The 17704-nt window shown below is 64.1% G+C and carries 17 protein-coding genes and 1 pseudogene; 3 read left to right on the top strand and 15 right to left on the bottom strand.

Translation table 11 applies throughout. The features are described from left to right. Positions 1–99: 99 nt before the first annotated feature. From AC1D1N_RS02535 to AC1D1N_RS02570, 8 genes are all read right to left on the bottom strand, one after another. The gene (locus tag AC1D1N_RS02535; RefSeq protein WP_477346397.1) at positions 100–1866 is read right to left on the bottom strand and encodes an ABC transporter ATP-binding protein; all 1767 of its coding nucleotides are present in this window, start codon (positions 1864–1866) and stop codon (positions 100–102) included. 28 nt (positions 1867–1894) lie between these two features. Beyond that, positions 1895–2839 carry an acetamidase/formamidase family protein gene (locus AC1D1N_RS02540; protein ID WP_477346399.1) on the bottom strand — a complete coding sequence of 315 codons (945 nt, stop codon included), beginning with the start codon at positions 2837–2839 and terminating at the stop codon, positions 1895–1897. Then, entirely contained in the window at positions 2829–4472 is a 1644-nt protein-coding gene (locus tag AC1D1N_RS02545; protein ID WP_477346401.1) for an ABC transporter substrate-binding protein, read from the bottom strand. The genes AC1D1N_RS02540 and AC1D1N_RS02545 overlap by 11 nt, the downstream gene beginning before the upstream one ends. A 44-nt stretch (positions 4473–4516) precedes the next feature. Continuing rightward, positions 4517–5437 (bottom strand): ABC transporter permease, encoded by a 921-nt coding sequence (locus tag AC1D1N_RS02550; protein WP_436262278.1) that lies wholly within the window; start codon positions 5435–5437, stop codon positions 4517–4519. After that, positions 5434–6336, bottom strand: a complete 903-nt coding sequence (locus AC1D1N_RS02555; protein ID WP_112561316.1) for an ABC transporter permease — start codon at positions 6334–6336, stop codon at positions 5434–5436. Before AC1D1N_RS02555 ends, AC1D1N_RS02550 begins: the two co-directional genes overlap by 4 nt. Next, positions 6314–6928: an ANTAR domain-containing response regulator gene (locus AC1D1N_RS02560; protein ID WP_436262279.1), complete on the bottom strand. Its 615-nt coding sequence runs from the start codon at positions 6926–6928 to the stop codon at positions 6314–6316. The genes AC1D1N_RS02555 and AC1D1N_RS02560 overlap by 23 nt, the downstream gene beginning before the upstream one ends. Further along, positions 6925–8019 (bottom strand): transporter substrate-binding protein, encoded by a 1095-nt coding sequence (locus AC1D1N_RS02565; protein ID WP_477346404.1) that lies wholly within the window; start codon positions 8017–8019, stop codon positions 6925–6927. The genes AC1D1N_RS02560 and AC1D1N_RS02565 overlap by 4 nt, the downstream gene beginning before the upstream one ends. 182 nt (positions 8020–8201) lie before the next feature. Then, positions 8202–8723 carry a hypothetical protein gene (locus AC1D1N_RS02570; RefSeq protein ID WP_436262281.1) on the bottom strand — a complete coding sequence of 174 codons (522 nt, stop codon included), beginning with the start codon at positions 8721–8723 and terminating at the stop codon, positions 8202–8204. 108 nt (positions 8724–8831) lie between these two features. Here AC1D1N_RS02570 and AC1D1N_RS02575 point away from each other — a divergent pair. After that, positions 8832–9184, top strand: a pseudogene (locus AC1D1N_RS02575) (RtcB family protein); the annotation flags it as partial. 166 nt (positions 9185–9350) lie between these two features. Here AC1D1N_RS02575 and AC1D1N_RS02580 read toward each other — a convergent pair. The 3 genes from AC1D1N_RS02580 to exbB are packed head-to-tail and all read right to left on the bottom strand — an operon-like array spanning position 9351 to position 11761. Next, the gene (locus AC1D1N_RS02580) at positions 9351–10295 is read right to left on the bottom strand and encodes an energy transducer TonB family protein (protein ID WP_477346406.1); all 945 of its coding nucleotides are present in this window, start codon (positions 10293–10295) and stop codon (positions 9351–9353) included. Next, a complete protein-coding gene (gene exbD / locus AC1D1N_RS02585; protein ID WP_477346408.1) occupies positions 10292–10747 on the bottom strand; it encodes a TonB system transport protein ExbD in 456 nt (151 codons plus the stop codon). Before exbD ends, AC1D1N_RS02580 begins: the two co-directional genes overlap by 4 nt. A 12-nt stretch (positions 10748–10759) precedes the next feature. Beyond that, a complete protein-coding gene (gene exbB, locus AC1D1N_RS02590; protein WP_477346410.1) occupies positions 10760–11761 on the bottom strand; it encodes a tonB-system energizer ExbB in 1002 nt (333 codons plus the stop codon). A 338-nt stretch (positions 11762–12099) separates the two neighbouring features. On the opposite strand from exbB, the gene AC1D1N_RS02595 reads away from it, so the two are divergent. Next, positions 12100–12774: a cysteine hydrolase family protein gene (locus tag AC1D1N_RS02595; protein ID WP_477346412.1), complete on the top strand. Its 675-nt coding sequence runs from the start codon at positions 12100–12102 to the stop codon at positions 12772–12774. A 94-nt stretch (positions 12775–12868) separates the two neighbouring features. Here AC1D1N_RS02595 and AC1D1N_RS02600 read toward each other — a convergent pair whose 3' ends face one another. Both AC1D1N_RS02600 and AC1D1N_RS02605 read right to left on the bottom strand, forming a co-directional pair. Then, a complete protein-coding gene (locus tag AC1D1N_RS02600; RefSeq protein WP_477346414.1) occupies positions 12869–13825 on the bottom strand; it encodes an LLM class flavin-dependent oxidoreductase in 957 nt (318 codons plus the stop codon). A gap of 258 nt (positions 13826–14083) precedes the next feature. Further along, entirely contained in the window at positions 14084–14239 is a 156-nt protein-coding gene (locus tag AC1D1N_RS02605) for a hypothetical protein (RefSeq protein ID WP_112561314.1), read from the bottom strand. A 234-nt stretch (positions 14240–14473) separates the two neighbouring features. On the opposite strand from AC1D1N_RS02605, the gene AC1D1N_RS02610 reads away from it, so the two are divergent. Then, on the top strand, positions 14474–15241 hold the full coding sequence (locus AC1D1N_RS02610) for an SDR family NAD(P)-dependent oxidoreductase (protein WP_477346416.1): 768 nt from the start codon (positions 14474–14476) through the stop codon (positions 15239–15241). Between the two features lie 189 nt (positions 15242–15430). Here AC1D1N_RS02610 and AC1D1N_RS02615 read toward each other — a convergent pair whose 3' ends face one another. Then, positions 15431–16375, bottom strand: a complete 945-nt coding sequence (locus AC1D1N_RS02615; RefSeq protein WP_477346418.1) for an ABC transporter permease — start codon at positions 16373–16375, stop codon at positions 15431–15433. Continuing rightward, a complete protein-coding gene (locus AC1D1N_RS02620) occupies positions 16372–17427 on the bottom strand; it encodes an ABC transporter permease (protein WP_477346420.1) in 1056 nt (351 codons plus the stop codon). The genes AC1D1N_RS02615 and AC1D1N_RS02620 overlap by 4 nt, the downstream gene beginning before the upstream one ends. Between the last annotated feature and the right edge of the window lie 277 nt (positions 17428–17704).

The following is a 17704-nucleotide window of genomic DNA, read 5'->3' on the forward strand; positions in this document are numbered from 1 at the left end:
TGGTCGTCATCCACCTAAGGCGAGGTAAACCCGAGATGACAAGTCTTGGTTGTGCTCAACAAGGTGAAAGAACAGCTGCAATCGCCGACCAGTGCGGGCTCAGCCTTCCGCAGCGACGAGATGGCCGTTGCCGACATCGTTCAGCGCCAGCTTCAGCGGCGCTTCGCCGATCTTGCGGGTCGCGCTCGGTATCTCCTGGTCGAGGCGGGCGAATCGGGTTCTGCGCTGCGCCGGGTCTGGCACCGGCACGGCTTCGATCAGCCGCCTGGTGTAGGGATGGCGCGGGTTGGAAAACACCTGGTCGCGTGTGCCCATTTCGACGATCTGGCCGAGATACATGACGGCGACGCGATCGGAGATGTTCTCGACCACCGCCATGTCATGCGAGATGAAGAGATAGGCGACGCCGAATTCGCGCTGCAATTCCTTCAACAGATCGAGCACGCGCGCCTGCACCGAGACGTCGAGCGCCGACACGCTTTCGTCGGCGATGATCAGCTTTGGCCGCAGCGCCAGCGCCCGTGCAATGCAGACGCGCTGGCGCTGGCCGCCGGAGAATTCATGCGGATAGAGCTCCATCTGGTCGGCCGACAGGCCGACGCGCTCGAATAGCGCTGCCACGCGATCGCGGCGCTCGTCCTTCGAGGCGATGCCGTGGATCACCAACGGCTCGGCGACGAGATCGCCGACACGCATGCGCGGATCGAGCGAGGCGAACGGGTCCTGGAAAATCATCTGCACGTCGCGGCGCACCGCCTTGCGCTCGACGCGGCCGAGGCCCGACAGATTGCGCCCGCCGATAACGATGTCACCGCTATACGACACCAGTCCGGCCAGTGCCTTGGCGGTGGTCGACTTCCCGCAGCCGGATTCGCCGACCAGCGCCAGCGTCTCGTTGGGCGCGATCGAGAAGCTGACGCCTTCGACGGCGTGGACGCGGCGGGTGACCTGGCCAAAGATGCCGCCGCGCAGATCGAAACGGACATGCAAGCCGTTGACCTCGGCGACATTGGCCGGTTTTGAGGTTTCAAGCACATCCCTGGATTTCTGCCGCCCGACGCCGCTGCCGATGCGCGGCACGGCGGCCAGCAGTTCGCACGTGTAATCGGCCTGCGGTCGGGCAAAGATATCAGCGGTCTTGCCCTCCTCGACCATGCGGCCATGCCGCATGATGATGACGCGGTCGGCCATTTCGGCGACCACGCCCATATCGTGGGTGATCAAGATGACACTGGTGCCGTGCTGACGCTGCAGGTCGCGCAACAGTTCCAGCACCTCGCCCTGCACGGTGACGTCGAGCGCCGTCGTCGGTTCGTCAGCGATCAGCACATCGGGCTCGAGCGCCAGCGCCATGGCGATCATCACCCGCTGGCGCATGCCGCCGGACAGCTCATGCGGAAACTGTTTTAGCCGGCTTTCGGCTTCAGAGATGCGCACCGCCTTGAGCGCTTCGATGGCGCGCTGGCGGGCCTCGGCCTGCGACAGGCTGGTATGCGCCTCGATGGATTCGGTCAGCTGCCGACCGATCGACAGCACCGGGTTGAGCGAGGTCATCGGCTCTTGGAAGATCATGGCGATGCGGTCACCGCGGATGCGCCGCATCTGGCGCTCGTCGAGGGTTGCCAGATCGGTGTCGCCGAGATGGATCTTGCCAGACGAAATACGCGCAGCCGGCTGCGGCAGGAGTTGCATGATCGCCAGTGCGGTCATCGACTTCCCGGAGCCAGACTCGCCGGCAATGCAGAGTGTCTCGCCACGCGCCAGCGTCAGCGACAGGTTGGAGACAACCTCCCGCTCACCGTCCTCGCCACGCACGCTGACGGAGAGGTTGGCGATGTCAAGGACGGGGTTTGTTTCGCCGGTCATCGCAGGCGCAGCCGGGCGAGGGACGCGTTCATTCAAACACGCAGCGCGGAAAATAGAACGATACCACCCAGTTCGGCACGTCGACGATCTCGCTGATGCGAAGGTCGCCGCACACCGAAGCCAGCATATAAGCCTCGACGGGATCGATTCGGTACCGCCCAGCCAGCAGGTCGACCATCTGCGCGACCGCCTCCTTCGCACCCATCATCAGGTCCGGGCCGATGCCGGTCGTTACCTCATAACCCTTGGCGTCGAGATGGCGCGTCACCGGGCCCGACGTGGTGAAGCGCGGCGTCTTCAGCCTGGCGTCCTTGACCAGATCGAGCTTGAGCACGACGTCCATCGGGCTTTCGATCGCCGTGCCGCAGACCTCGCCGTCGCCTTGCGCGGCATGCGTATCACCAACCGAGAACAGCGCACCCGCCACTTCCACCGGCAGATAGAGTGTGGTGCCGGCGGCGAGGTCGCGGATGTCGAGATTGCCGCCGACGCGCCGCGGCGGCACCACCGAGTGAAGCCCCACCTCAGCCGGGGCGTTGCCGATGGTGCCGGCGAAAGGCTTCAGCGGCACGCGCGCATTTTTGCCGAACAGCGCCGGCTCGAGCGAGGCGGCGTCGTATTTCCAGATGTTCAGCGCCGGCTCTGTAAAATCGTCGGCAAGCAGGCCGAAACCAGGAATGTTCGCCGTCCAGCCGAAGCCGGACGGTTTGAACATTTCGATCGTCACCTTCAGCGCATCGCCCGGCTCCGCACCCTCGACGAAGATCGGTCCGGTCACCGGGTTGACCCTTTCGAAGTCGAGCTTGGCGACGTCGGCGACCGTGCTGTCGGCGTTCAACTGGCCGCCGCCCGCATCGAGGCACTGGAACTCGATGGTCGAGCCGGGCGCCACTCGTTCGGCCGGGGCAAAGGAATTGTCCCAGCCGAAATGGTGATGGCGCCCGTGGATGGTGTAGTCGCAGCTATTGCACATCTTTTACGTACACATTGTCATAGTTGATGAAGACATGGACCGGGTCGACATAGAGGTTGTCGGCCCCGCCCATGCGCGCGGATCTAATAGTGAAGCGCTGCTCGTTGAAGACAGGCGCCCATGGTGCGTCCTCCATGATCTTGTCGTAGATCCCGCTCCACATCTTGTTGCGCTCAGCTGATTTGGCCGGATCGGTCATAGAGTCGGCTTCCGCCGCCTTGGCGTCGAGATCCTTGTTGCAGTACCACGACCAGTTCCAGCCGCCGGGCACAGCACCCGCACAGCCGAGGATAGGTCCGTAGAAATTCGACGGGTCGGGGAAGTCGGCGATCCAGGCCATACCGCCGGACCAGATCATCGGCGCGCCGGCCTTGTCGCCGCCGGCCGCAATGACATTGGCCTGTGCCAGTGCCTGGATACTGGCCTTGATGCCGATTGCCGCCAGGTCCTGCTGGATCGCCTGGGCGATGCGCGGGTTGGGATCGGTGTTCATGGCGAACAGCTGCGTCTCAAAACCATTGGGATGGCCGGCTTCCGCGAGCAGTGCCTTGGCCTTGGCGACGTCATAGGGATAACCCTTGTAGTCCTTGTCGTAGCCGGGCATCGACGGCGGCAGCGGCTGGTTGGCCGGCACTGCCCGATTGTTGATAATCTGGACGATGCGCGCCTTGTTGATCGCCATGTTGACGGCCTGGCGCACCTTCACATTGTCGAAGGGCGCCATCGTTGTGTTCATGGTGATGTAGCCGGTGTGCAACTGGCCGCCTTCGATGACGTGCGACTTTTGCTCTGGATCGGCCATCACCTCCTGGAACTTGGCTGGAGGAATGCCGTCGAGAGCCAGGTCGATCTCGCCCTTCTGCAGGCGCAGCAGCGCCACGATCGGCTCTTGGCCAACCTCGAAGGTGATCTTGTCCAGATGCGGCAGGCCCTTGTGCCAATAGTCCGGATTGAGCTCGAAGACGATGCGCTGTCCGAGCGTCCATTCCGCAAGCTTGAAGGCGCCGGTGCCGACCGGGTGCTTGCCGAAATCGGCGCCGTATTTCTCGACCTCCTCCTTCGGCACGACATGGGCGAAGTTGATCGCCATGACATGCAGGAAGGTGGCGTCGGGCCGGCTCAGTTCGAATTTGACCGTATAGGGATCGACGACGGTGACGCCGGAGAGGCTTTCGGCCTTGCCGGCAACGACATCGTCATAACCCTTGATCGAGCCGAAGAAGCCCGCACCCGGGCTCTGCGTCTTCGGGTTGGTGACGCGGTCGAGCGAGTATTTCACATCGTCGGCGGTCATTTCGCGGCCGTTGTGGAACTTCACCCCGTGGCGCAGCTTGAAGGTGAAGGTCTTGCCGTCCGTCGAAATCTCGTAGCTTTCTGCAAGGTCCGGCTTCAGATTGGTCGTGCCCGGCTCGTAATCCATCAGCCCGTCGAACAGGCTCTTGATCATCGACCAGTTCTGCCAATCATAGCCGATCGCCGGGTCGAGCGTCGTGACGTCGTCCTTGTATGTGGCGACAATCTCGCCGCCCTGCTTGGCGTTCGGGTCGACGGCGTCTTCGGCGCGTGCGCTTGCCATGCCGAGCATCAGCGCGAGCGCTGAGGCCGCGACGGTGGATGCCAGAAATCTCTTCATCACATGTTCCCTTTCTCTGTTTTGTTATTCAGTTTGTTGAGTTTTCATCTGAGCTTGATGCGGGGGTCGATAAAGGGCGCGACGATGTCGGCGAGCAGATTGCCGAGCACGATGGCGAAGGCCGAGACCAGCGTGACGCCCATGATGATCGGAATGTCGACGCGCTGGATGGCTTGCCACGCCAGCTGGCCGATGCCGGGCCAGCCGAACACGCTTTCGACGACGACGATGCCGCCCATGAAGATGCCGATGTCGATGCCGATCATGGCGATGACCGGCAGGATGGCGTTGGGCAGTGCGTGGCGGAAAATGATGGCGCTGCGCGCCAGGCCCTTGGCTCGCGCAGTGCGGACATAGTCCTGGCGCAGCACGTCGATCATCGACGAGCGCATCATGCGCGCATACCAGCCGGCGCCGAGTATGCCCATGGTCAGCGACGGCAGCACCAGATGGCGCCAGGTGCCGTAGCCGCCGATCGGGAACCAGCTGAGCCGCACGGCAAAGACGTAGAGCAGCAAAAGGCCGACGACGAATTGCGGCGCCGAGACGCCGACGAAGGAAGCGACCATCAAGGTCTGGTCGGTGGCTGTGCCGCGCTTGACGGCGGCGATCAGGCCCATGCTCAGGCCGATCAGCAATTCGCACAGGATGGCGCCGACCATCAAAAGCAGGCTTGCCGGTAGCCGAGAGACAATCAGTTCGGTGACTTCTGAGCGCTGGATGTAGGAGCGTCCGAGATCACCGCTGATGAGCTTGGTGAGATAGTGCCAGTACTGAACGACGAAAGGCTGGTCGAGGCCGAGCTGCTGGCGGATGTTTTCCACCGTCTGCGGCGTGGCGCTGCGGCCGGCGATCTGGCGCACAGGGTCGGCCGGCAAGAGGTAGAGCAGCGCAAAGGTGATCAGCGAGACGCCGAGCAGGATCAGCAGCGACTGGATCAGGCGGCGGCCGAGATAGGCGATCATGCCCGGCCTCTTTGCGTCGGATCGAGGATGTCGCGCAGCGCATCGCCGATCAGGTTGAAGGCCAGCGCCAGCGCCAGGATCGCCGCACCGGGGATGAACACCAGCCAGGGTGCGGCCTGGAAATAGGTCTGGTTTTCGAAAATGATGTTGCCCCACGACGCCGTTGGTGGCTGCACGCCAATGCCGAGGAAGGAGAGAGTCGCTTCCAGCAGCACCGTGGTCGAGATGCCGAGTGTGCCCCAGACGATGATGGTCGGCAGGAGATGCGGCAGGATGTGGCGAAACAGGATGCGCGGCGCACCGGCGCCGATGGTGCGTTCAGCGTCGATGAATTCACGCTCAGCGAGTGAGGATGTTTCGGTGTAGATGACGCGCGCGGTCTGCACCCAGTTGACCAGCGCGATGACCATGGCGACGATCCACAGGCTCGGCTGGAACACCGCCGCCAGGCAGATGGCGAGCAGCAGGGCTGGGAACGCCATCATCAGATCGGTGAAGCGCATCAGCGCGCTGCCGACCCAGCCGCGGAAATAGCCGGCGGTGACGCCGACCAGCGTGCCGATCAGAAGCGCCACGCCATTGGCGACAATGCCGATGATCAGCGAGGTGCGGGCGCCGTAGAGGATGCGGGTCAGCAGGTCGCGGCCGAGCAGGTCGGTGCCGAGCCAGTACTGGGCGCTCGGCGGTAAGGGCGACCCCTCGATGGTCAGGCCGTCGAACATCTGCTCGTTGGGATCGTAGCCGGTCAGCCACGGCGCCAGGATGGCGCCGGCGACGACGATGGCAACGATGACCAGCCCGAGCAGCGCCAGCCGGCGTTTGATCAGTCGGCGCCAGACGCCGGCGCGTGGTTTGGCCGGCATACGCACCGGTAGGTCAGGCGCGATGGGACTGGTCATCGCCGCCTTCCTCGCCCGTTCCTTCCTCACTTGTCATCGCCACGATCCGGCGCGCTGCATCCTCGACGCTGATCTGCCAGCTCATCGCCAGCGAGCGCAGCTGCGCATAGGCGCGCTCGTCGTCGCTGCCCTTCGACAGGGCCGCCACCGCCCGCACGATGGTCTGGCGCTCGGCGACGCGCTGGCGCAGCGACGCAATTTCGCCGGCTAAATGTTTTCGCGCCTCGAAACTCTGCCTCGCGATCAGAAGCGCGCTGTACACACCGGCGTTGCCGACCGGCTTCAAGAGTTGCGCATCGGCCTTGTGCGACAGCGCCCATTCGATGCGGCCGGGCGCCTCGGAACCGATCAGCGCCACCAGCGGCATCGGCGCCTCGCCCGGCTGCCACGGGAATTGCTCGTCAAAGCCGAGATCGGCGTCGAAGAAGACGAAATCGGCCGCCAGCACCCCAGGCGGCAATTCCGGCCAGCAGTCGACAGTGATCAGGCCGATGGCCGACAATTGCCGGGTGATCGCCTGCACCGTCGGGTGCGGTCGATGCAGGATGAAGGCCCTGGCGCCGCCAAGATTGGGAATGCGCGCCCTGGTCACGACACCACCCTCAGGCGCGGACGGCCGAACGTTTTTGCCGGATCGTAGCGGGACAGATACGGATCCGGCGCCACCTCATCCTCGCGACTGACGACCTCGAAGAAGCCGTCGGCGATCCGGCCGATGATCACCGGCAGTGTCGCGTGCTGGGAATGGGCGTCAATGGCGATCGGCCCGAGCCGCGTCGGGAAGCGCCGCTCGGCGAAGGCTTTCGAGAACTCCGCCGGACCGGCGTCGGCGTCGCGCGACAGCACCTCTGCCATCACTTGCACCGAGGCATAGGCGGAAGCCTCGAAGGACGAGGCGAAGGCAGCCGGCCGCGGCGCGAAATACGGCCCGACCGACAAATGTCCCTTGCCGGTTTCGCCGATCGCCGGCAGTTCGCCCTCGGTGAGGTTGCAGGAAACGACCGGGCAGTTTTCCGGCCTGAACGCCGCATCCTCGTCGCCCAGATCGCGATAGGCGGCGAGGAAGGCATAGGACGAGGTGCCGATCAGATTGTTGAGGATGAAATTCGGCCGCGTTGCCCGTATTTCTGCGATCAGCCGCGACACATCGGTCTCGCCGATGCGCAGATAGCGTTCGCCCAGCACCTTGCCGCCGGCATCCGCGATCAGGTCGCGCGCCACGCGGTTCATCTCCCAGCCCCAGATGTAGTTCGAGCCGAGCAGGAAGCCGTTGGCGCCGAAGCGAGGCACGACATGCGCCATCAGCGGCACCAGGTGCTGGTTGGGGCAAGCGTGCATGTAAACGACGTGCTCGTTGGCCTCGAAGCCCTCATAGGGGCAGGCATACCAGAGCATGCCGCCCGCCTTCTCCAGCACGGGGATGGTCTCCTTGCGGCTCCACGAGGTGACGCAGCCCACGACATGGCGGGCGCTGCTGGTCCTGAAAATGTCTTCGCACAGCGTCGCGTAGCGATCGGCGTTGCTTTGCGGATCGCGCTCGACCGGCACCAGTTCGATGCCCGAGCTGCGGTCGGCATTGATGTCGGCAATGGCGCGCATGGCGCCCATCCGGCACGCATCGGAGACCAGCTGATAGCTGCCCGAGCGCGAATAGAGGATGCCGATCTCGATACGCCGTTTCAAACTGGACCCCAGAAATGACAATGCCCCGCAGCCAGCACCGCAGGGGCGAGGCATACGAGGCATATTTGCCGCCCGGCGATCAGGGCCGGTATTTCACCTTAGCGTATTCGCTCCGGCGGGTCAGTCAAGCCCTTACCGACGTCGACATGCAACGCCACGGCTCGCCAATCAGCCGTGACCAGCTATCTGGCTGTCGCTCTTTGACTGTGTTGGCGGGCATAGGCCACACAGGCGTCCACCGTACTGACACAAAGCGCGTCCCGTCTGTTCGGCAAATTGTTGTCGCCCGCGTAGGCGACTTCGGCGACGCGGCCGTTGGCCATGCGAATTTGCGTGTCGCAATAACCGCCGGGAGCGACATTGACGGAGCCGCCGACCGCCGGGATCGCGCCTATCGCCATGGTTGGGACGGCAATGCTGAGATTGCCGCGCTGAACGACGCGCTTGTAGGTCCAGATCTGGCCAGACCCGCCAACGTCTGCGGTGGCGGTCGGAAACCCCGCGCACATCCGGACGTCGGCTTCGCTGAGGCCGACCATCTCCTTGCGAGCCGCCGCCACCGTGGGGTCAACCTTGGCGATGCGTGATGTATCGTCGGGAATGACGCAGGAAGACTGGACGCCGACGACAAGAACAGGAAGGGCAAGCTTTCTAATACAGGAAAATGTCATACCAATTGTCAGATTTGCAATGCGCCCGGCCACGCTCTTTACCTAGGCAAACAGGCGAGCGGTTCAACCCGTTCAGCTTCACGAAAAGGTGGCCGAGCGAGGCGAGTATCGGGAGTCGCCATCCTTCCGCTTGCCATGGTGATGATCGTGCGCGGCAAGAATGCAGAGAACGGGCTTGGCTTCTCGCCGCATGGCGCCGGGCCCAATTTTTCGCGCACCAAGCACAGGCGCATGCAGGCGGGGCGCAGCGACGCCGATATCTTTGCGCAGGGGACGAAGGACATCGACCCCGCTTCTTCTCTGGCGTGACGGATATTTCGGAGCTGCCGAGGACCTACAAGAACGCGGCCTCGATGCGCCGCCAGATCGAGCATTTCGGCCTGGCGGAGATCGTCGACGAGGTGCTGCCCTATGGCTGCATCATGGCCGGTGACTGGGAGGCCAACGCGCCGTGGCGCAAGAAGCGGGAAGCGCGCTTGCACCAGGGGCGTTGATCGAAAAGGGGATGCTGGGCACAAAGCCCGCATCCCGCATCGGCTCCACCGCTACGTCGTAACCGGCTTTTCAGGCCCACGCGGATGGTTTTGGAAAGCCGTTGACAGGTCGTCGGCACATGCAAGCGTCAGGCAACAAGGTCGGTACCGTTCGCTGGACTCCACTTTACCGCAGCGTGAACATCAAAGGCGCCACGACTGCCGTACCGACCTTCTCTGGCGGTGGTGCGGGCACCGTCGCACCCTGCAGAATGCTCAGCGCAGCGCGATCGAGGTCCGCGTCACCCGAAGATCGCGTCAGGCGGGCGGAGGTCACCTTGCCCGAGGCGCTGACGACGAAGGTCACATTGGCGGTGCCCTCAGCCTTTCTGAACCTCGCCGCGGAAGGGTAACGCTTGTGCCGGTTGATCCATCCAATCAGCTGCGAGTTCCACTTGGCCGGGCTGACCGATGATCCACTCGATTGCGAAGCCTTCGGCGCCGACGCTTGTGCGCCCACCTTCGCATCGACGCTGGCGGTCACGACCGCTTTCGCCGGCGCGGCCCTTTCCTTTTTCTCTTTCTTCGGGCGCGGCTTGGGCCTTTCGACTGTCTTCTTTGCCATCTCGACCGGCTTGTCCTCCACAAGCTTGGCTTGCGGCAGCGGAATGACCACGTCCGGCGCCACGGTCGGGACGATGTCGGGCACGACCTCATCGAGCGGCGGCCGGTCGGGTTGTTCGGCCGCCGCTGTCTCGACCGGTGCGGTCTCGTCGGGTTGAATCGCTTCCGCCTCATCGGCAACCGGCTCCGGCTTGTCGACGGCCGGTTCCACGACGGGTCTTGCGTCGGCGACGGTCTCCTCGACCTGGTTCGTCGGCTCCGGCGTCACCACATCGGCCATCGTGTCCTCAGGCACCGCTGGTGCGACCATCATCGGCGACAGTTCGATCGCCACCGCCGGCGGCGGGCCGCCATCCATCTCGTTGGCCAGGCTGAAATTCTGCACGGCATAGGCGATCGCGACATGCGCGCCGACAATGAGAATGGCCGCAGCCACCCACAAACCGATCTCGCGCGCGCCTGTGCGCGGCGGATCGGCCATGGGAACGGCGGCGGCCAGATGCGTCATGGGACGGCGCCTGGTTGCGGCGCCGCCGGATCCGCCGGCACCTCCAGCCCGACCAGCGCGATCTTCAGATAGCCGGCGCCGCGCAGGAGATTCATCACCTCCATCAGATCGCCATAGCCGACCGCCTTGTCGGCGCGCAGGAAGATGCGGGTCTGCTTGTCGCCCTTTGTCTTGCCGTCGAGCACGGCGGCAAAAGCCGCGCGCGGCACACTGTCATTGCCGATCGCCAGCGTCAGATCGTCCTTCAGCGTCAGGAACAGCGGCGTTTCCGGCCGCGGTGCCGGCGTCGCGGTGGAGCCTGGCAGATCGACATTGACGTCAACCGTCGCCAAAGGCGCCGCGACCATGAAGATGATCAGCAGCACCAGGATGACGTCGATGAACGGCGTAACGTTGATCTCGTGGTTTTCCTCGAGATCGCCGTCGAAGGTCTCGCGAATTCTAGCCGCCATGGCCTCGCTCCATCATTCGGCCGCGAGCGCGGGCGCCTGCGGCACCGTGCGGAAATCCAGATCGCGGCTGACCAGCCGTTCGACGCCGGCCGACGCATCGGCGAGGATCTGCCGGTAGCCGGATATGGAGCGCGCAAACACGTTGTAGATGACAACAGCGGGAATGGCCGCGACCAGGCCCATGGCGGTGGCCAGCAGCGCCTCGGCGATGCCGGGCGCGACGATGGCGAGGTTGGTGGTCTGCGCCTGCGATATGCCGATAAAGGCATTCATGATGCCCCAGACGGTGCCGAACAGGCCGACAAAGGGCGCCGTCGAGCCGATCGTCGCCAGCACGCCGGTGCCGCGCGACATGCGCCGCGCCGCCGCCGCCTCGATGCGCGACAGGCGTGATGTGACGCGTTCCTTCAGCCCGTCGCCGGTGACGTGGTCGAGCGCGCTGGCCGAAAGCGCGGCTTCTTGCGCGGCTGCCTGCACCAGGAGCGCGCCGGGGCCGCCGCTGTTGCCAAGCGCACGACTGGCCTGCAGCAAGGTGGCGGCATTGCCGATTGCGCGCGCCGCGCGCCGGGCGCTGAGCTTGCCGAACAGGATTTCCAGCGACTTGGCCAGCCACACCGTCCAGGTGACGAGGGAGGCGAAGGCAAGCCCGATCATCACCGCCTTGACGATGACGTCGGCGGCCATGAACATGCCCCAGGGCGACAGGTCGTGCGGCAGGATCAGCGAAATCGCCGAAGGATCAGGCTGCGCGGTTGCGCCGGGCTGGCTGGCCGGCACTGGCGCAGCCGGCGCGACTTGTCCGGCGGCTGGTAACGTCTGCGCGGCAAGCGCAGTCGGTGCCGCCTTTTCCACCGCCGCTGGCGGCGAGACTGGCGCCGGCAGGGCGGTTGCTGCTGGTTCCGTCGTAACCCTGGGCTGCGTGGCCGGTTGCGTGCTCGGCTGCTCTTGCGCAGCAGCGCTGCCGGCAGACAGGATGACCGCGGCCAGCGCCGCCAACAAACCATTTCTGGACACGCTTCGTCCCCGCTTCGTCATTGCACGTAACCGATGGGTTGGCCGGTGACGGGATGCGCGAACACCCCCATCTCGACGCCGAAAATACCAGCATGGATTCTGGCTTTCTCTCAAACGCGGCACAGCCGCTGGAAACCAATTCAGGCGGCCGCGCCCCCGCTTGACTATAAAACATGAGTTTACTAGTCAACAAACAAGATCTTTTTTTGGCCAACGGTCTTTGGCGCGATACCGGCGCATCGTCTTTGTGTCGGTCTACTTGCCGCGTCGCACTGAGGGATAGACGGCGGCGGCGTTGCTGGGCCACGATGCCGGGCAGCAATTGAGGCAAGCAGCCGATGATCAAGGCGACACCGTTCGATTTCCCCTATGACGGCCAGCTTGTGCCGCAAAATACCGCGCTGCTGGTCATCGACCTGCAGGAGGACTTTCTCTCGACATCGGGCTATTTCGCCAGGAAAGGGTACGACCCTGCGCCGCTGCGCGCCATCCTGCCGACGGTCAACCGATTGGTCGCGGCCGCACGCTCCGCTGGTCTCACCGTCATCCACACCAGACAAGGCTATCGCGGCGACATGGCCGACATGACGCCTTACGAGAAATGGCGCCGCAAGCGGGCGGGCCTCGAAGGCACCGACGTGCTGCTGCGCTCCGGCCCCGGCTTCCAGATCGTCGCCGACATCGAGGTCGCGCCCGACGACATCATCGTCGACAAGACCTGCAACAGCGCCTTCACCTATACCGACCTTGAGCTTGTGCTGCGCGCACGAGGCATCACGCATCTGATGTTTTCCGGCTGCACAACCGACGTCTGCGTCCACACCACGCTGCGCGAGGCCTGCGACCGCAATTTCCAGTGCCTGACCATAGCCGACGCCTGCGCCAGCGGTGACCAGTACGCGCATGAGGCGGCGCTACATATGGTGACGGTGGAGGATGGGGTTTTCGGCACACTGGCGGAATCGGGCGCTGTGCTGGCGGCGCTGGCGCGGTTGGATGGGAAGGCTGGTTAGCGGGACAAGAACGTTTCGTGGCGTCCCGTCACACCTCCTCTGTCCCGCCGACGTTTGCGGATCGCAATCCGCTGCGGATGGTTTCGGTAAGTTGTTACCTTACGGCGTGAACCTCATTCACACCCCGCGATGCAAACGCACCGGGCTGCGGCACCTCGGCCTCGCGGCGTGCCAGCGAGTTGCGTAAGAGGGCGATCGTCTCGCGGCCGATGCTCGCAATCTCGCTCGGTCGGTCAATGCCGACGATCATGAATTCACTGATGCCCAGCGCCGCGTAGGGCAGCAGCGACAAAGCGATGTGCGCTGGCGGTCCCGAAAGCTCGACTGCCTTGTGGGCGCCGGAGACTCCGCCTTCGGCACGAATGCGGACTGGAAGCGCAAAACGCAGCTTGCCGGCGCGGCCATGTTCGGCGGCGGCCGCGCGTGCCCGCTCCATTAGCTGGCGGATCTCGTCCAGCGAACCAGCCGCCAGCTCAAAGACGTTGGCATGCCGTCCGGCGACCCGGAGCGCTGTGCCCGATTGGCCACCCATGCGGATGGTGATGTCGGCGCCATGCGGCCCCTTGCGCGGCACATAGCCGCCCTTGATGCTGTAGAAGGCGCCTTCATGGTCGAAGGGCTTGTCGTTCGACCACAGCCGCTTCAACAGCACCAGATATTCATCGATGCGCTGCCAGACCACGGTGTGGCCGACCGGGCGCGTTTCGGCATCGTCGTCATCCAGCGGCTCGCTCAGCATCCTCACCGACAGCCGGCCGCCGCTCCTGGCGTCGAGCGCCGCCAGCTGCCGCGCCGCAACCGCGGGCGCGATCACGCCGGCCCAATGCGTCAGCACCACTTCCAGCGACGAGGTGCGGTCGAGCGCCTGGGCGGCAATGTCCATATTGGTCAGAAGCCCGGCCTGATCGTCGACGACGATCCTCTGAAAGCCGGAATCCTCGATCAGCGACAGCTTTGTCGCCGTCTCGACGAAATCATAGAAGAAAGGCACGGCCGAACCGGCGTCGGCGGCCTGTGTTTTACCGGGAACATGCGTGAACTCGATCGGCATTGCCATCTCCTCCATCACGTTGGATGCATGCCGCTCAAACGTGGCCCCCGGGTTTGGGGCAGCGACATGCAAAAAACAAAGCGGTCCGCGCCAAAGCGCATCCGCGTTCGGTTCATCAACCCCGGTTACCTGAAGGCGCTAGAGCGTTTCGCCACGGCGAACCGCTCTATCTCTTTGTTTCTCGCAATTCCCGACGGAAAACCGCTTCACACTTTTCCTGGAATCGCTTTGGGTCGCCACCCTTTCGGCCTGAACGGGTCAGGGAATCAGGCCGAGCACAACTGCCCCGGTGAACGCGAACGCAAGGGCAAAGACGAGATAGGCGAAGGCGCCTGCATAGGCGGGGCGGAAAGCCTGGGCATTGGCCAGCCTCTGACTGCTGCGGTCCGTCTCGGCGTTCTGGATATAGGACATATCGACCTCCGTCTTAGCCATTAATCTATAAAATCAGTAGACTTTGTCGATTGCTATTTTTTGACTACCCGCAGAACAATTTTCTCAAATTTCCATGTGAATTGGTCTGAAATTGCTGGGAGGCCGCAATTCGCGGCAAGCGACCAGCCAGCTTGGCCGGCCTTCACTTCGAGGATAGCATCGCCCTTTCCGCGTAAAAGCGGACGATTTCAATCAGGGCATGGGGAACAAAACATGGGTGCAAGACTGGCCGGCAAGGTCGCCATCATCTCGGGAGGCGCAACGGGAATGGGCGGAGCGGCGTCGGAATTGTTCGCGGCCGAAGGCGCCAAAGTGGCGATCATCGACCGCAACGGCGAGGCGGCGGCCGCAACCGCGGCGGCGATCCGGGCGCGGGGGCATGTCGCCGAGCATTTGGTCGCCGATGTCTCTGATGAAGCGCAAGTCGAGGCGGCGGTGAAAGCGGCGACGGTCAAGCTCGGCCCGGCCACCGTGCTGTTCAACCATGCCGGCACCATCGTGATAAAACCGTTCCTGGAAACGACGGTGCAGGAGTGGGACTGGCTGCATGCAGTCAATGTCCGCTCCATGTTCCTGATGACCCGCGCCGTGCTGCCCGGCATGATCGCGGCCGGTGGCGGCTCGATCGTCTGCACCTCGTCGATTTCGGCGGTGGCGGCCACACCGATGGAGGTGCTCTACGACACCACAAAAGGCGCCTGCCATATGTTCGCGCGGGCGATTGCGGTCGAGTTCCGCGACCGCAACATCCGTTGCAACGCCGTCTGTCCCGGCTTCATCCGCACCCCGCACGGCCTGCGCGAGGTTGCCGATCTCGGCAAGCTCGGCGTCGATGTTTCAGACGCAGCGCTTGCCGCGCAGCAGGGTCGCATCGGTGAGCCGGAAGAGGTCGCAAAGGCCGCGCTGTATCTGGCCAGCGACGAATCCAGCTTCGTCAACGGTACGCATCTGTTCGTCGACAACGGCTTTACCGCGATGTGAGTATCCCAGGCTTGGTGCCCTTCCTCTCCCCCGTGATCGCAGGGGAATGCATATGCGGAACAAAGATGGAATCTCGCGACGGTTGTTCTCGACGCGATTCCGATTTGTTCGCCGTTCGATTCCTCGAAAGAGTCCATATGCGATTGCCCTGCCCGTGATCGGGGGAGAGCAAAGGATGCCAAGCCCGTCTTACCGCTCTTCCCGTCGAAACGGCTTCAGCAGCGCTGACGGCGCCACCGCGTTGCGCGACATCACGGCCATCGCCACGATGGTGAAGATGAACGGCAGCATCAGGAACGCCTCATAGGGGATATGCCCGAGCCCGCTCGCCTGCATGCGCAGTTGCAAGGCATCGACGAAGGCGAACAGCAGTGCCGCACCGGCCGAGCGCCACGGGTCCCAGCGGCCGAACACGACCAGCGCGATCGCCACCCAGCCACGCCCGGAGACGACGCCGAAGGTGAAGGCGTTGAACTGGGCCATGGTGAGGAAGGCGCCGGCGAGCCCCATCAGCGCGCCGCCGAGGATGACCGCCTGGACGCGCGTGGCAATGACGCTGACCCCGGCGGAATCGGCAGCGCGCGGGTTTTCCCCGACCATGCGCACAGACAGGCCCCAAGGCGTGCGGTAGAGTATGAAGGCGGCGAGCGGGACGGCGATGATCGCCATGTAGACCAGCGCAAACTGGTTGAACACCGCCGGGCCCAGAACGGGAATGTCGGAAAGGATCGGGATCGGCAGGGTCTGAAAACCCTTGATGCTCGGCGGCACCGATTGCTGGCCGAAGATCAGCCGGTAGAGAAAATAGGCAAGACCCGACGAGAACAAGGTCACGCCGATGCCGCAGACATGTTGGCTGAGGCCGAGCGCCACTGTGAACAGCGCATGCAGCGCGCCCATCAGCATGCCGGTCAATACAGCCGCCAGCACGCCGAGCCACAGGCTGCCGCTGAGGCTGGCGGCGGTGAAGCCGGTCATCGCCGACAAGAGCATGATGCCTTCGATGCCAAGATTGAGCACGCCGGCGCGCTCGGAAAACATTTCGCCGAGCGTCGCGAAAGCCAGCGGCGTGGCGATACGGATGATGGCGGCGAGAAAACCGACCTGAAAAATCTGTTCGAACACCGCGCTCATGACGCCGCTCCGACGCGGCGGATGCGGTAGGCCGTGAAGAGCAGCGCCACCAGCATGGCAAGCAGCGCGGTTCCCTGGATGACATCGCTGAGGAAGGCCGGAACGCCGGTGGCGCGCGACATCGCCTCGGCGCCGGTCATCACGGCGGCCAGGAAGATCGCCGCCGGCACGACGCCGAGCGGGTTGAGCCTGGCCAGCATGGCAACGACGATGCCGGAATAACCATAGCCCGGCGAGATGTCGCTCATCACCTGGAAATGCACGCCGCCGACCTCGCCGACGCCGGCGAGTCCGGCCAGCGCGCCGGAGAGCAATGCCGTCGAGAGCAACACGCGTTCAACATTGATGCCGCCATAGCGTGCGGCCTCCGGGCTTTCGCCGGAGACCCTGATGCGGAAGCCGAGCGTGGTGCGCACGATCAGGAACCAGATCAGGGGTGCCGCGATCAGCGCCGCGATGACGCCGAGATGCAGCCTTGTGCCTTCGAGCAGCACTGGGAAATTCGCCGAATCCTCGATCGGCGGCGAGATCGGATAGCCGCTGAAGGAGTCCTTCCACGGTCCCTCGATCAGCGCCATCAGAGCATAGTAGATGACCGAGTTGAGCAGCAGCGAACTGACGACGTCATCGACCTTGAATTTCACTCGCAGGGTCGCTGGCACCAGCGCGACAAGGGCACCGGCAGCAGCGCCCGCCAGCGCCATCAACAGGATTGCGAGCGCCCCCGGCATCGGGATGGTGCCGACGAAGCAGCTGGCCACGGCGCCGGCCAGCAATTGGCCTTCCGCGCCGATGTTCCAGAATTTGGCCCGGAAGGCCACCGCGACCGCCAGCCCGGTGAAGATCATGGGTGCTGCGCGCACCAGCGTTTCGGTGATGGCATAGCTGTCGCCGAACGAGGCCGACAGCATCACGCCATAGGCCTCGAGCACACCGGCACCAGCCAATGCGATCAAGCCGCTGCACAGGATGAGCGTGGCTGCGATCGCGATGAGTGGGAGCGCCAGGTTGAACCATGCGGGGGTAGAGGTGCGGGCTTCCAGGCGGAACATCAGCTGTGGCCCTCTGCCCTCGGCGTAGTAGTCGAACCGATGTATCTGGCGTTCGCGCTGCCCCTCATCCGCCTGCCGGCACCTTCTCTCCGTATAGAGACGGGGAGAAGGGGGTTGGGCGCTATGGCAGCTCCCCTCTTGCGACTGTGGCGATTGGCGAAACCAGTGATGAGAGCGCCCCTCTCCCCGTCTCTATACGGGGAGAGGATGCCGGTAGGCAGGTGAGGGGCAGCGCTGACGCCCAAGGCAATGTGTTGTGGATGACGTCCGAGAAAGT

The sequence above is a fragment of the Mesorhizobium sp. P2_B5 genome (assembly GCF_056404775.1).

Excerpts from the sequence above, each read along its gene's own strand:
- AC1D1N_RS02535 (WP_477346397.1), bottom strand. The coding sequence starts at position 1,866 with ATGACCGGCGAAACAAACCCCGTCCTTGACATCGCCAACCTCTCCGTC.
- AC1D1N_RS02615 (WP_477346418.1), bottom strand. The coding sequence starts at position 16,375 with ATGAGCGCGGTGTTCGAACAGATTTTTCAGGTCGGTTTTCTCGCCGCC.
- AC1D1N_RS02620 (WP_477346420.1), bottom strand. The coding sequence starts at position 17,427 with ATGTTCCGCCTGGAAGCCCGCACCTCTACCCCCGCATGGTTCAACCTG.
- AC1D1N_RS02605 (WP_112561314.1), bottom strand. The coding sequence starts at position 14,239 with ATGTCCTATATCCAGAACGCCGAGACGGACCGCAGCAGTCAGAGGCTG.
- AC1D1N_RS02595 (WP_477346412.1), top strand. The coding sequence starts at position 12,100 with ATGATCAAGGCGACACCGTTCGATTTCCCCTATGACGGCCAGCTTGTG.
- AC1D1N_RS02545 (WP_477346401.1), bottom strand. The coding sequence starts at position 4,472 with ATGAAGAGATTTCTGGCATCCACCGTCGCGGCCTCAGCGCTCGCGCTG.
- AC1D1N_RS02610 (WP_477346416.1), top strand. The coding sequence starts at position 14,474 with ATGGGTGCAAGACTGGCCGGCAAGGTCGCCATCATCTCGGGAGGCGCA.
- AC1D1N_RS02555 (WP_112561316.1), bottom strand. The coding sequence starts at position 6,336 with ATGACCAGTCCCATCGCGCCTGACCTACCGGTGCGTATGCCGGCCAAA.
- AC1D1N_RS02540 (WP_477346399.1), bottom strand. The coding sequence starts at position 2,839 with ATGTGCAATAGCTGCGACTACACCATCCACGGGCGCCATCACCATTTC.
- AC1D1N_RS02600 (WP_477346414.1), bottom strand. The coding sequence starts at position 13,825 with ATGCCGATCGAGTTCACGCATGTTCCCGGTAAAACACAGGCCGCCGAC.
- AC1D1N_RS02580 (WP_477346406.1), bottom strand. The coding sequence starts at position 10,295 with ATGACGCATCTGGCCGCCGCCGTTCCCATGGCCGATCCGCCGCGCACA.
- exbD (WP_477346408.1), bottom strand. The coding sequence starts at position 10,747 with ATGGCGGCTAGAATTCGCGAGACCTTCGACGGCGATCTCGAGGAAAAC.
- AC1D1N_RS02550 (WP_436262278.1), bottom strand. The coding sequence starts at position 5,437 with ATGATCGCCTATCTCGGCCGCCGCCTGATCCAGTCGCTGCTGATCCTG.